A 12528-nucleotide genomic window follows, 5' to 3' on the forward strand; every position below is an offset into this window, starting at 1 on the left:
GCGCACCCTTATGTCGCGGCATGTCAGCCGGCCGGACGGCCGCCGCCCGCAAGGTTCGCGCCTTCAGGCGGAGGAAAGTCCGGGCTCCACGGAAACACGGTGCCGGATAACGTCCGGCGGGGGCAACCCCAGGGAAAGTGCCACAGAAAGCAAACCGCCCCGGATGCGTTCGGGGTAAGGGTGAAAGGGTGCGGTAAGAGCGCACCGCGCGGCCGGTAACGGACGCGGCGAGGTAAACCCCACCGGGAGCAAAACCGAATAGGGACGACGGACGGTCCGGCTCGCCGGGCCGTCAGGCGCGTTTCCGCGCCGGTCGTCCGGGTTGGTTGCTTGAGGCGGCTGGCGACAGCCGTCCCAGATGAATGGTCGTCACGCGGGCGCCGAGAGGCGTTCGCCATACAGAACCCGGCTTACAGGCCGGCTGACATCGCGTTTTCGATTCAAGGCGCGTTTCTCCCGCGGGAAAGCGCGTCCGGGTCGTGAATGAAGGCCGCGAATGCCCGCATGGCGTTCGCGGCCTTTTTTCATTCCGCCGTCTTTATTCATGGGAATACGTGAAATCCGTGCCGAATCAACGGTTCATTAACCCTGACGCGGTTGTGATGGACTTGGAAATCCCGGCCGTTGTGGGCGCGATTCCATTGACGACCATGGCATCCCATGATATCCCAAATCATCCCGTTTGCGATCGGCCGGACGCGGCATGCCCCTGAAGGGCGCCGTTCCTTCGGCGGGTGTCTGCGCAATGGCGGCGCATGCCGGCCGGGGCGCGGATGTGTCGCGATGGCGACGGGTTCGTTGGTGAGAGCGGCAAGCGCCTTGCCTTTCGGGTATGGGCTTCATGGATCGGTTCGTATCCAATTTCACCAACCGGCTGGACGCGAAGGGGCGGGTGTCGATCCCCGCGCCGTTTCGGGCCGTGCTGGCGCGGGACGGTTTCGAGGGGCTTTACGTGCATCCGGCTCTGGACAGCCCGGCGCTCGACGCCGGGGGCAATCTTCTGTTGCGGGAAATCGACGGCCTGCTGTCGACGCTCCCGCCCTATTCGGACGAGCGCGACCATCTGTCGACGGCGCTGCTCGGCACGAGCGAAATTCTGAAAGTGGATTCGGAAGGGCGCATCGTCATGACGGAAGGCTTGCGGGCGCATGCCGGCCTGACGGATGCGGTGACTTTCGTGGGGCATGGCTACAAGTTCCAGATGTGGGAGCCGGGGCGCTTCAGCGCGCATCTCGCCGAGGCGCGGGAGAAGGTGCGCGCGCTGAAGAAGGCGCTTGGCGCTTCCGCCGGCGGGGAGGCTCCGGTTTCGGGAGCGCGGGAACGATGACGGGTCGCGACGACGGCCCGGCCGGCGTCGCAGGCGGACCGGCCCGTCACGTTCCCGTGCTGCTGGGGGAGGTGTGCGAGGCGCTCGCTCTTCGCGATGGCGGCATCTATGTCGACGGCACCTTCGGCGCGGGCGGCTACACCTCCGCCATCCTCGCCCGTCCCGGCACGCGGGTGATCGCGCTCGACCGCGATCCCGATGCGATCGCGGCCGGCGCGCCGCTGGTCGCGGCGGCCGGCGGCCGGCTGGCGCTGGCGGAGACCGTGTTCGGCGAGATGGAGGCGGCCGTGCGCGCGCAGGACGTCGAGAGCGTCGACGGCGTGGTGCTCGACATCGGCGTATCCTCCATGCAGATCGACGAGGGCGCGCGCGGCTTCTCGCTGCGCTTCGACGGCCCGCTCGACATGCGCATGGAACAGGCGGGCGAGAGCGCGGCCGATGTCGTGAACACGGCCGACGAGGAAGTGCTCGCCGACATCATCTACAACTTCGGCGAGGAGCGGCGCTCGCGCGCCGTGGCGCGCGCCATCGTGGAGCGGCGCGCCCATGCGCCCATCGCGACGACGAAGGAACTGGCGGATATCGTCGCCTCCGTCGTGCGGGCGGAGCCGCACGGGCCGCATCCTGCGACGCGCACGTTCCAGGCGCTGCGCATTTACGTCAACGACGAACTCGGCGAACTGGCGCGGGCGCTGCACGCGGCCGAGCGCCTGTTGAAACCCGGCGGCCGGCTCGTGGTGGTGACGTTCCATTCACTCGAAGATCGTATCGTCAAGCAATTCCTGGCGCGCCGGGCCGGCCGCGCGGGCGGCGGCTCGCGCCATCTGCCGGAGGAGGCGGGCGAGGCCGCGACCTTCCGGCTGGCGACGCGCGGCGCGGTGGCGCCGGGGGAGGCGGAATGCCGCGCCAATCCGCGCGCGCGTTCCGCCAAGCTCAGGGCGGGCGAGCGCACGCAGGCGCCCGCGCGTGAAACGGATGAATCGGTGATGTCGCTGGCTGCGCTGCCGCAGCCGCGTTTTCGCAAGAGGGGGCGCTGATGCTGGTGCGTCTGCTGCATGTGCTGGCGGTGGTGGCGCTGGTCGGCTCGGCCGGCTACGCCTATTCGATCAAGTACGAATCGATTTTCTACGCCGAGAAGCTTTCCCGGCTGAAGGCGCAGATCCAGCGCGAGAAGGACGCCATCGCCGCCTCGCGCGCCGACTGGCAGTTCCATGTGCGGCCGGACCGCCTCACGGTGCTCGCCGACCGGCATCTCGATCTCCAGCCGCTCGACATCAAGCAGATCGTGCGTTTTTCGGATGTCCCGGAGCGCCAGCCGAAGGTGGACGAGATCGGCAAGAAGCTTGAGGCGATGGGGCTCGCCATGCCGACGAGCACGCCGGGGAGCGGGGCGCTGGCCACCGCGACGCCGTGAAGCGCGGGCGAACGGATGACGAGGGGGTATCATGGATGAGATGAACGGCCGCGACGCGGCGAACGCTCCCGAGGCCGGAGCGCCCGACATGCCCGTCTACGAGGAGGCACTGCGGCCGGCCCTTTCGCGCCGCGCGCGGGCGTGGCTCTTCGTGCGCGATCTTTTCCGCATGCGCGCCGACCGTTCGTCGCAGCGGGTGCTGCTGGTGGGCGCGTTCTTCATGGTGCTGTTCGCGACGCTCGTCGGCCGGCTTTCCTGGCTGGCGATGCATCCCAAGGCGCCGGGCGAGTTCCACGGCGGCACGACGGTGGCGGCGGCCCGCCCCGATATCCTCGACCGCAACGGCATCGTGCTCGCCACCGACATCAAGACGGTGTCGGTGTTCGCCGAGCCGCGCAACATCATCGACGCCGACGAGGCGACCGAGTTGCTGACCGCCGTGCTGCCCGATCTCGATGCGAAGGACCTGCGTGACAAGCTGAGCACCAACAAGGGCTTCGCCTGGGTCAAGCGCCAGATCACGCCCCGCCAGCAGGCGGAGGTGCACCGGCTCGGCATTCCCGGCATCGGCTTCGTGCCGGAGAACAAGCGCGTCTATCCCAACGGCCCCATCGGCGCGCATGTGCTCGGCTTCGCCAATGTCGACAACGAAGGCATCGCCGGCATCGAGAAATACATGGACAATCAGGGGCTGAAGGCGCTGGCCGGCTACGGCTTCGCCCGCTCGGCCGACGATCTGGAGCCCGTGCGGCTGTCCCTCGACCTGCGCGCGACGGCGGCGGCGCGCGACGAGCTGATCAAGGGCGTGGCGCATTTCCGGGCCAAGGCCGCCGCCACGCTGATCCTCGACGTGAACACGGGCGAGGTGATCTCGCTCGTCTCGCTGCCGGACTACGATCCCAACAACCCCGTCGACGCGTTGCAGGCCGACCGCATCAACCGCATGATCGTCGGCGTGTTCGAGATGGGCTCCACCTTCAAGGCGCTGACGGTGGCGATGGCGCTCGATTCCGGCAAGGCCAACATCAACTCCACGTATGACGCGCGTAGCGCGCTGCGCTACGGGCGTTTCACCATCAAGGACTTCCACGGCAAGAATCGCGTGCTCAACGTCCCCGAGGTGTTCATCTACTCGTCCAACATCGGCACGGCGCGGATGGCGTTGCAGCAGGGCGTGACCGCGCACAAGGCGTTCCTGAGGAAGCTCGGCCAGCTCGACCGCATGCGCACGGAAATGCCGGAAAGCTCCGCGCCGCTGTTGCCGCCCAACTGGGGCGAGCTGAACACCATCACCATCTCCTACGGCCACGGCCTTGCGGTGGCGCCCTTGCAGGCCGCCGCCGCCGTCGGCGCGCTGTCGAACGGCGGACAGTTCATCACGCCCACCTTCCTCAAGCGCCCGGAGCAGGAGGCGCGGGCGGATGCGCCGCAGGTCATCAAGCCTGAAACGAGCGAGGCGATGCGCTTCGTCATGCGTCTCAACGCCGAGCGCGGCTATGCGCGCAAGGCGGACGTGCCGGGCTACTTCATCGGCGGCAAGACCGGCACGGCCGAAAAGGTGATCAACGGCCGCTACGCCAAGAACAAGAACTTCACCACCTTCATGACCGTGCTGCCCTCGGACGATCCGAAATACCTTTTCCTCACCGTTTACGACGAGCCGCAGGCGGCGCCGGAAACCTACGGCCAGACGACCGCCGCCTGGAACGCGGGCGTGACGACCGGCAAGATCATGGCGCGCGTCGCGCCGCTGCTCGGCTTGCCGCCGCGCTTCGAGGAGCCGGTCAACCCGTTCCCGACCATGGCGCGGCTCGGTGCGTGGGGGATTCATTGAATTGCGGAAGCAACTGACATGACGGAAGCCCGAACCGCCGCGACAGCCCTCGCGAAAAACCTGCCCGACCTGCTGCCTGGCGTCGGCGCGCCGGATGTGCGGGTGACGGGTCTGCGCCTCGACTCGCGCGCGGTCGGGCCGGGCGACGTCTTCTTCGCCGTGCCGGGCAGCCGCGCGGACGGTCTCGCCTTCGCGGCGGACGCGGCGGCGAAGGGGGCGGCGGCCATCGTGGGCGAGGCGGAAGCGCCGGCCGGCCTGCCGCCCGCCGCCGTCTACGTGCGGGTGGCCAACGTGCGCCGCGCGGCGGCGCTGGCGGCGGCGCGTTTTTTTGCGCGTCAGCCGGAAACGATCGTGGCGGTGACGGGCACCAGCGGCAAGAGTTCGGTGGCGGATTTCACCCGCCAGATCTTTTCGCGCGCCGGCAGGCAGGCCGCGAGTCTCGGCACCATCGGCGTTGTCGCGCCCTCGGGCGCCGTCTACGGCTCCCTGACGACGCCGGACGGCATCACCCTGCACGAGACGCTCGACCGGCTGGCGGGCGAGGGCGTGACGCATCTGGCGCTCGAAGCTTCCTCGCACGGGCTCGACCAGCACCGGCTCGACGGCGTGCGCCTGAGCGCTGCGGCCTTCACCAATCTGGGCCGCGACCATCTGGACTATCACCCGGATGTCGAATCCTATCTCGCCGCCAAGCTGCGGCTGTTCGCGGAGTTGTTGCCGCAGGGCGCGCCGGCGGTGGTCAACGCCGACGCGCCGGAAGCCGCCCGCGTGGCGGCGATCGCGCGTGAACGCGGCCTGCCGCTCATCGGCGTCGGCGCGGCCGGGGCCGACATCGCGCTGGTGAGCGCGGCGCGCGACGGTTTCGCGCAGCGGCTGACGCTGCGTCATGCCGGCGCCACGCATAGCGTGCGCCTGCCGCTCGCGGGCGATTTTCAGGCGTCCAACGCACTCGTCGCCGCCGGTCTCGCCATCGCGGCGGGAGAGGCGCCCGATGCGGTTTTCGCCGCGCTGGAGACGCTGCATGGCGTCAGCGGCCGGCTGGAGCGGGTGGCGGAAGTCGACGGCGCGCTCGTCGTGGTGGATTACGCCCACAAGCCGGATGCGCTCGCGGCGGTGCTCGATACCCTGCGCGGCTATGCGGCGGGGCGGCTTCTCGTCGTGTTCGGCGCGGGCGGCGACCGGGACACGGGCAAGCGGCCGCTGATGGGCGCGGCGGCGGGGCGCAAGGCCGATGTCGTCATCGTGACCGACGACAACCCCCGCACGGAAGATCCGGCGGCGATCCGCGCGGCCGTGCTGGCGGGCGCACGCGCCGAAGGCGGCGCGTCCGTGATCGAGATCGGCGACCGCCTCGCGGCCATTCGCCACGGCGTCGGCCTGCTGCGGGCGGGGGATATCCTCGTCGTGGCCGGAAAAGGCCATGAAACGGGCCAGATCATCGGTTCAACAACGGTTCATTTCTCGGATCACGAGGCGGTGCGAGCCGCTGTCGCGGAGCGGACATCATGACGATCACAACTGCAACCGGGCCGGCGGCCCCGCAGGCATCCGGCGCGGCCGCGCTTGCGCCGCGCGTGCCGTCGCGTCCCGTCGAGGCGCTGTGGTCGGGGCTCGATCTCATTCCCGCCCTCAACGCCCGCGTCACCGGCGGCCTGCCGGACCGCGTGACGGGCGTCTCCATCGACACGCGCACGTTGCAGCCGGGTGACCTGTTCCTCGCCATCAGGGGCGTGAACAGCGACGGCCACGCCTATGTGGCGCAGGCGCTCGACAAGGGCGCGGCGGCGGCGGTGATCGACGAGGCGCATGCGGCGCAGTTTCACGGCACGGGCCCGCTCTACGTGGTGAAGGACGTGCTGGAGGCGCTGACCGGGCTCGGCCGGGCCGCGCGCGGGCGCACGCGCGGGCGCGTCGTGGCGGTGACGGGCTCCGTCGGCAAGACGAGCACCAAGGAGGCGCTCAGGATGGCGCTCGATGCGCAGGGGCGCACGCACGCCTCCGCCGCCTCCTACAACAATCAATGGGGCGTGCCGCTGTCGCTGGCGCGCATGCCGCGGCGCACGCAATACGGCATCTTCGAGATCGGCATGAACGCGCCGGGCGAGGTGCGCGCGCTGTCGCGGATCGTGCGCCCGCATGTGGCCATCGTCACCACGGTCGGGCCGGTGCATCTGGAATATTTCCCTTCGGTGGCCGCCATCGCCGACGCCAAGGGCGAGATCTTTTCCGGCGTCGAGCCGGGCGGCGTCGCCGTCCTCAACCGCGATAACGACCAGTTCGAGCGCCTCAGGGCGCATGCGCTCGCCTCGCGGGCCGGGCGCATCGTCACCTTCGGCGAGCATGAGCAGGCCGACGTGCGGGCCGAACAGATCGTGCTGAAGCCCGACCTTTCCGTAGTGGAGGCGAGCGTGTTCGGCGCGCCGGTGGTGTATCGCATCGGCTCGCCCGGCCGGCACATCGCGCTCAACAGCCTCGCCGTTCTCGCGGCCGTGCAGGCGGTGGGCGGCGATCTCGCGCTGGCGGCGCTGGCGCTCGGCAATCTCGCGCCGCCCGAGGGGCGGGGCGAGCGCATCCGCCTTTCAGCGCCGGGCGGCGAGTTCGGCGAGCCGGAAGGCGCGTTCCTGCTGATCGACGAGAGCTACAACGCCAATCCCTCGTCGATGACGGCGGCGCTGAGCACGCTGGGGCAGGCGGACGTGGGGCTGCGCGGCCGGCGCATCGCGGTGCTCGCCGACATGCTGGAACTGGGCGAGGACGGCCCCGACCTGCATGCGGCGCTGAACGGCCCCATTGCGGATAACGACGTCGACCTCGTTTTCGCCGCCGGGCCCGGCATGCATCACCTGTGGCGCGCCCTTGCGCCGGACGTGCGCGGGGCGTATGCCGCTACGCCCGCCGAACTCGAGGGCGCGGTGCTGCGCGCCGTCCGGGCGGGCGACGCCGTCATGGTCAAGGGATCGAACGGCACGAAGGTGTCGCGCATCGTCGCGGCGCTCAAGAACCGCTTTCGCGTGGCGGGCGCACGATAGCATCCGGTCGGAAACGCGCGCGTTCCGGGAACGATGCGATGCGTTCAGACAGGGCTTGCCGCCCGTTCGCGGCGGCGGAATTTCACGGCTGACGGAGACCGAAAGCGCATGTTTATCTGGCTTGCAGAACTGAGCGCCTCCGTGCCGGCGCTGAACGTGTTCCGCTATATTACTTTTCGAACCGGAGCGGCGACCGCGACGGCGATGTTCTTCGTCTTCCTGTTCGGCCCCGCGATCATCGCCTCGCTGCGGGTGCGGCAGGGCAAGGGCCAGCCGATCCGCAGCGACGGGCCGCAGTCGCACCTCGCCAAGAAGGGCACGCCGACCATGGGCGGGCTCATGATCCTGTCCGGCCTTCTCGTTTCGGCGCTGCTGTGGGCCAATCTCGCCAACGCCTATGTCTGGGTCGTGCTGTTCGTGACGCTGGGCTTCGGCGCCATCGGCTTCTACGACGATTATCTCAAGGTCACGAAACAGTCGCACAAGGGCTTTTCCGGCAAGCTCAGGCTCGCCATCGAGGGGCTGATCGGCCTTGCCGCCTGCATCGTCATCGTGCTGGTCAGCCGCGAGACGCTGCCGCCCGCGCGTGAATTGCTGGCCACCTCCGTGGCCATTCCCTTCTTCAAGGATCTGCTGATCGATCTGGGCTGGTTCTTCGCCGCGTTCGGCGCCGTCGTCATCGTGGGGGCGGGCAACGCCGTGAACCTCACGGACGGCCTCGACGGCCTCGCCATCGTGCCGGTGATGATCGCGGCGGCCACGTTCGGCTTCATCGCCTATCTGGTCGGCAACGCCATCTTCGCCAATTACCTGCAACTCAATTTCGTGCAGGGCGTGGGCGAGCTTTCCGTGTTGTGCGGGGCCTTGATCGGGGCGGGCATCGGCTTTCTGTGGTTCAACGCGCCGCCCGCCCAGATCTTCATGGGCGACACGGGCTCGCTCGCGCTCGGCGGCATGCTGGGCGCGATCGCCGTCGCCACCAAGCACGAGATCGTGCTCGCCATCGTCGGCGGCCTGTTCGTGCTGGAGGCGCTGTCCGTCATCGTGCAGGTGGCTTCCTTCAAGCTCACCGGCAAGCGCGTGTTCAAGATGGCGCCCATCCATCACCATTTCGAGCAACTGGGCTGGACGGAGCCGCAGGTCGTGATCCGCTTCTGGATCATCGCCGTCGTGCTGGCGCTCGTCGGCCTCTCCACGCTGAAGCTGAGATAGAATGACCCCGGTTACTGCGTTCAACGGCAAGCGCGTTTTCGTTTTCGGGCTGGGCGGGTCGGGCCTCGCCACCGCGCAGGCGCTCATCGCGGGCGGCGCGATCGTCACCGCCTGGGACGACGGCGAGACGGGGCGCGACAAGGCACGCGCCGCCGGCGTCGCCGTCGCCGACCTGCGCGAGGCGGACTGGAGCGCGGCGCAGGCGCTCGTGCTCTCGCCCGGCGTGCCGCTCACCCATCCCGCGCCGCACTGGTCGGTCTCGCTGGCGCGGGCGGCAGGCGTCGAGATCGTCGGCGACATCGAATTGTTCGCCCGGGAGCGGCGGCTGATCGCACCCGACGCGCCCTTCATCGCCATCACCGGCACCAACGGCAAGTCCACCACGACGGCGCTGATCGCCCATCTGCTGCGTGAGGCTGGGCGCGACGTGCAACTTGGCGGCAACATCGGCACGGCGATCCTGTCGCTCGATCCGCCCGCGCGAGGGGCGGCAGCCGGGCGGGTGCATGTGGTGGAATGCTCGTCGTTCCAGATCGACCTCGCGCCGACGTTCGATCCGACGGTCGGCGTGCTGCTGAACCTGACGCCCGATCATATCGACCGCCACGGCACGATGGAAAACTACGCCGCCATCAAGGAGCGGCTCGTCGCGGCGTCCGGCACGGCGGTCGTCGGCGTCGACGATGCCCATACGCGGGCGATCGCGGCGCGGCTGGCGCGGGCGGGCGGGCGCGTCGTTCCCGTCAGCGTGGAGCGGGCGCTCGCGGCGGGGTTCTCGCTGACGGGCACGACGATCCTGCGCGACGGCCTGGCCGTGGCGGACCTTGCCGGGATCGGTTCGCTGCGCGGCCGTCACAACGCGCAGAACGCCGCCGCCGCCCTCGCGGCCGTCATCGCGATCGGCGTGCCGGGTGCCGTCGCGGCGCGGGGGCTTGCGACCTTTCCCGGCCTCGCGCACCGCATGGAGCTGGTCGGGCGCGCGGGCGACGTGTTGTTCGTCAACGATTCCAAGGCCACCAACGCCGATGCGACGGCGAAGGCGCTGGCCAGCTTCGAGCGCATCTTCTGGATCGTCGGCGGACGGGCGAAGGAAGGCGGCATCGCGCCGTTAACGGAATATTTTCCAAAAATCGTCCATGCTTATCTCATCGGTGAATCGAGCGCGGACTTTGCGCGCACGCTCAACGGCCGGGTGCCCTACAGCCTGAGCGGCACGCTCGATCAGGCGTTGCGGCAGGCGGCCGCCGCTGCGGCCAACGACCGTGCGGGGGAGGCTGTCGTGCTGCTGTCGCCGGCCTGCGCCTCCTATGACCAGTTCCCGAATTTCGAGGTGCGCGGCGATCGTTTTCGCGAGGCCGTGCAGGCGTTGACGCAAGTGGGGCCGGTTTCTGGTCGGGCCGATGAGACGTGACGCCGCTTTGAGGGATTGAAAATGGCGTCGCGCGCTGAACGCACCTATGCGGGTGAATGGCTGTGGACCGTCGACAGGCTGTCGCTGGCCGCCATCGGCACGCTGATGGTGGCGGGGCTCGTGTTCCTGATGGGCGGCGGGCCGCCCGTCGCCGAGCGGCTCGGCCTGTCGGACTTCCACTTCGTCAACCGGCAGGTGTTCTATCTCATTCCCACCATCGCCATCCTGCTCGGCACATCCATGCTGCCGCCGCGCTACGTGCGCCGGGCGGCGCTGCTGGCCTATCTCGGCGGCATGCTGCTCATCGTGCTCGCGCTCTACATGGGGCCGGAGGTGAAGGGTTCGCGGCGCTGGTTCACGCTCGGCGGCTTCACGCTCCAGCCCTCGGAATTCGTCAAGCCGGCCTTCGTGGTGCTCACCTCCTGGCTGTTCGCGGAAGGCAACCGGCGCAAGGACATGCCCGGCACGCTGCTCGCCGTGCTGATGCTCCCGGCCACCATTGTGCCGCTCATCCTCCAGCCCGATATCGGACAGACGATGCTCGTCACCATCGTGTGGGCGTGCCTGTTCTTCACGGCAGGGCTGCACATGTTCTGGGTGCTGGGCATCGGCGGGATCGCGCTGCTGGGGCTCGTCGCCGCCTACAACTTCATCGGTCACGTTCGCGCGCGCATCGAGCGCTTCCTCGATCCGTCCTCCGGCGACAGTTTCCAGGTCAACACGGCGCTCGACGCCTTCGCGCAAGGCGGCTGGTCCGGCAAGGGGCCGGGGGAGGGCACCGTGAAGCGCATCCTGCCGGACGCGCATACCGACTTCATCTTCGCCGCCACGGCGGAGGAGTTCGGCATCGCGGTGTGCATCGGGCTGGCGCTGCTCTTCGCCTTCATCGTGCTGCGCAGCCTCGTGATGGCGCGGCGCAGCGAGGATCCGTTCTGCCGCCTCGCCGCGACCGGGCTCGCGACGCTGTTCGGCGTGCAGGCGTGCATCAACATGATGGTGAACGTGCATCTGCTGCCGGCCAAGGGCATGACGCTGCCGTTCGTCTCCTACGGCGGGTCGTCGCTATGGTCGCTGGCGCTCGCCATGGGTTTCCTGATCGCGCTCACCCGCAAGCGCCCGCGCGCGGCGATTCTCGACCGCGGCATACCGGCGGATGGCTACAATGGCTGAAACCCGCGCTCCCCTCGTCATCGTCGCCGCCGGCGGCTCCGGCGGGCACCTGTTTCCGGCGGAGGCGCTGACCGTGGCGCTGAAGGCGCGCGGCGTGCGCGTGGAACTGGCGACCGACGCGCGCGCGGCGAAATTCGCGCAGAACTTTCCCGCCGATGCCGTCATCGCCTTTCCCGCGGCGACGCCCTCCGGGCGCTCGCCGCTCGCGGCGCTGAAGGCGGCGGCGACATTGGCCCGCGGCTTTTTCGCCGCGTTCGCGGCGATCCGCGGCCGTCGGCCCGCCGTCATCGTCGGCTTCGGCGGCTATCCGACCGTCCCGCCGCTGCTCGCGGCCGGATTGTTGCGGATACCGATCGTCGTGCACGAGCAGAACGCCGTGCTGGGCCGCGCCAACCTGTTGCTGAGCAACTGGGCGACGCTGATCGCCACGGGCTTTCCCGAAGTCGGCAACGTGCCGGAGAAGGCGCGCGCGCGCCTCGCGCATGTCGGCAATCCGGTGCGCCCGGCGGTGCTCGCCGCGGCCGGCACGCCGCTCGCGCCGCCAGGGGAGGCAGATGCGTTCAATCTCGTGGTGACGGGCGGCAGCCAGGGCGCGCGGGTGATGAGCGACATCGTGCCGCCCGCCGTCGAACTGCTGCCGCAGGACCTGCGCGGGCGTCTTTCCATCGTCCAGCAGGCGCGGGCCGAGGATGTGGAGCGTGTGCGCGAAACCTATGCGCGGCTCGGCGTGCGAGCCGAGATCGCGCCGTTCTTCACCGATCTGCCGCAGCGCATGGCGACGGCGCATCTCGTGATCGGGCGCGCCGGCGCCTCGACGGTGGCGGAACTCGCGGTGATCGGCCGCGCCGCGATCCTCGTGCCGCTGCCGGGCGCGCTCGATCAGGACCAGGCGGCGAACGCGGCCGTGCTGGTGCGCGCCGGCGCGGCGTCCGCCGTGGCGCAGAAGGATTTTTCGCCCGCGTGGCTCGCGGAGGAACTCGCGGCGCGCCTGCGCGATCCCGCCGCCCTGCGGCGGGCGGGCGAGGCGGCGCGCAAGGCGGGCTACCCCGATGCGGCGGACAGGCTCGCCGAGCGGGTGCTGGGCGTCGCGCGCGGCGAGACGGCTTCCGAAAAGCGGTCCGGTACTTGAAC

General features: G+C 69.6%; 10 protein-coding genes and 1 other RNA gene. All 11 read left to right on the top strand.

Annotation, left to right across the window (positions count from 1 at the left end; all coding sequences use genetic code 11):
- The first annotated feature begins 23 nt into the window (after positions 1 to 23).
- The 11 genes from rnpB to murG all read left to right on the top strand — a co-directional run bounded on the left by rnpB (position 24) and on the right by murG (position 12526).
- Positions 24 to 429: RNase P RNA component class A (rnpB, locus tag ACOYJQ_RS15650), an RNA gene on the top strand.
- A 412-nt stretch (positions 430 to 841) separates the two neighbouring features.
- Positions 842 to 1327 (top strand): division/cell wall cluster transcriptional repressor MraZ, encoded by a 486-nt coding sequence (locus ACOYJQ_RS15655; protein ID WP_433459726.1) that lies wholly within the window; start codon positions 842 to 844, stop codon positions 1325 to 1327.
- Positions 1324 to 2364 (top strand): 16S rRNA (cytosine(1402)-N(4))-methyltransferase RsmH, encoded by a 1041-nt coding sequence (gene rsmH / locus ACOYJQ_RS15660; protein WP_433459727.1) that lies wholly within the window; start codon positions 1324 to 1326, stop codon positions 2362 to 2364. The genes ACOYJQ_RS15655 and rsmH overlap by 4 nt, the downstream gene beginning before the upstream one ends.
- On the top strand, positions 2364 to 2741 hold the full coding sequence (ftsL, locus tag ACOYJQ_RS15665) for a cell division protein FtsL (RefSeq protein WP_433459728.1): 378 nt from the start codon (positions 2364 to 2366) through the stop codon (positions 2739 to 2741). The genes rsmH and ftsL overlap by 1 nt, the downstream gene beginning before the upstream one ends.
- A gap of 31 nt (positions 2742 to 2772) precedes the next feature.
- Entirely contained in the window at positions 2773 to 4575 is a 1803-nt protein-coding gene (locus ACOYJQ_RS15670) for a peptidoglycan D,D-transpeptidase FtsI family protein (protein WP_433459729.1), read from the top strand.
- Positions 4576 to 4593: 18 nt separating this feature from the next.
- Positions 4594 to 6084, top strand: coding sequence for a UDP-N-acetylmuramoyl-L-alanyl-D-glutamate--2,6-diaminopimelate ligase (locus tag ACOYJQ_RS15675; RefSeq protein ID WP_433459731.1), 1491 nt, complete (start codon positions 4594 to 4596; stop codon positions 6082 to 6084).
- Complete coding sequence (locus tag ACOYJQ_RS15680) at positions 6081 to 7604, top strand: UDP-N-acetylmuramoylalanyl-D-glutamyl-2,6-diaminopimelate--D-alanyl-D-alanine ligase (RefSeq protein ID WP_433459733.1); 1524 nt, start codon at positions 6081 to 6083, stop codon at positions 7602 to 7604. Before ACOYJQ_RS15675 ends, ACOYJQ_RS15680 begins: the two co-directional genes overlap by 4 nt.
- 108 nt (positions 7605 to 7712) lie before the next feature.
- Complete coding sequence (gene mraY / locus ACOYJQ_RS15685) at positions 7713 to 8816, top strand: phospho-N-acetylmuramoyl-pentapeptide-transferase (RefSeq protein WP_433459734.1); 1104 nt, start codon at positions 7713 to 7715, stop codon at positions 8814 to 8816.
- 1 nt (position 8817) lies between these two features.
- Positions 8818 to 10227, top strand: coding sequence for a UDP-N-acetylmuramoyl-L-alanine--D-glutamate ligase (gene murD / locus ACOYJQ_RS15690; protein ID WP_433459736.1), 1410 nt, complete (start codon positions 8818 to 8820; stop codon positions 10225 to 10227).
- A gap of 21 nt (positions 10228 to 10248) precedes the next feature.
- Positions 10249 to 11397 carry an FtsW/RodA/SpoVE family cell cycle protein gene (locus ACOYJQ_RS15695; RefSeq protein ID WP_433459737.1) on the top strand — a complete coding sequence of 383 codons (1149 nt, stop codon included), beginning with the start codon at positions 10249 to 10251 and terminating at the stop codon, positions 11395 to 11397.
- Positions 11390 to 12526, top strand: a complete 1137-nt coding sequence (gene murG, locus ACOYJQ_RS15700) for an undecaprenyldiphospho-muramoylpentapeptide beta-N-acetylglucosaminyltransferase (RefSeq protein ID WP_433459739.1) — start codon at positions 11390 to 11392, stop codon at positions 12524 to 12526. Before ACOYJQ_RS15695 ends, murG begins: the two co-directional genes overlap by 8 nt.
- Positions 12527 to 12528 lie beyond the last annotated feature (2 nt).

Origin of the sequence: Pseudochelatococcus sp. (genome assembly GCF_050946405.1) — a bacterium.
Lineage (GTDB): Bacteria > Pseudomonadota > Alphaproteobacteria > Rhizobiales > Beijerinckiaceae > Pseudochelatococcus.

What these genes read in the sequence shown, in the direction of transcription:
- ACOYJQ_RS15695 (WP_433459737.1), top strand. Translation starts at nt 10,249, where the DNA reads ATGGCGTCGCGCGCTGAACGCACCTATGCGGGTGAATGGCTGTGGACC.
- ACOYJQ_RS15670 (WP_433459729.1), top strand. Translation starts at nt 2,773, where the DNA reads ATGGATGAGATGAACGGCCGCGACGCGGCGAACGCTCCCGAGGCCGGA.
- ftsL (WP_433459728.1), top strand. Translation starts at nt 2,364, where the DNA reads ATGCTGGTGCGTCTGCTGCATGTGCTGGCGGTGGTGGCGCTGGTCGGC.
- ACOYJQ_RS15680 (WP_433459733.1), top strand. Translation starts at nt 6,081, where the DNA reads ATGACGATCACAACTGCAACCGGGCCGGCGGCCCCGCAGGCATCCGGC.
- murD (WP_433459736.1), top strand. Translation starts at nt 8,818, where the DNA reads ATGACCCCGGTTACTGCGTTCAACGGCAAGCGCGTTTTCGTTTTCGGG.
- ACOYJQ_RS15675 (WP_433459731.1), top strand. Translation starts at nt 4,594, where the DNA reads ATGACGGAAGCCCGAACCGCCGCGACAGCCCTCGCGAAAAACCTGCCC.
- mraY (WP_433459734.1), top strand. Translation starts at nt 7,713, where the DNA reads ATGTTTATCTGGCTTGCAGAACTGAGCGCCTCCGTGCCGGCGCTGAAC.
- ACOYJQ_RS15655 (WP_433459726.1), top strand. Translation starts at nt 842, where the DNA reads ATGGATCGGTTCGTATCCAATTTCACCAACCGGCTGGACGCGAAGGGG.
- rsmH (WP_433459727.1), top strand. Translation starts at nt 1,324, where the DNA reads ATGACGGGTCGCGACGACGGCCCGGCCGGCGTCGCAGGCGGACCGGCC.
- murG (WP_433459739.1), top strand. Translation starts at nt 11,390, where the DNA reads ATGGCTGAAACCCGCGCTCCCCTCGTCATCGTCGCCGCCGGCGGCTCC.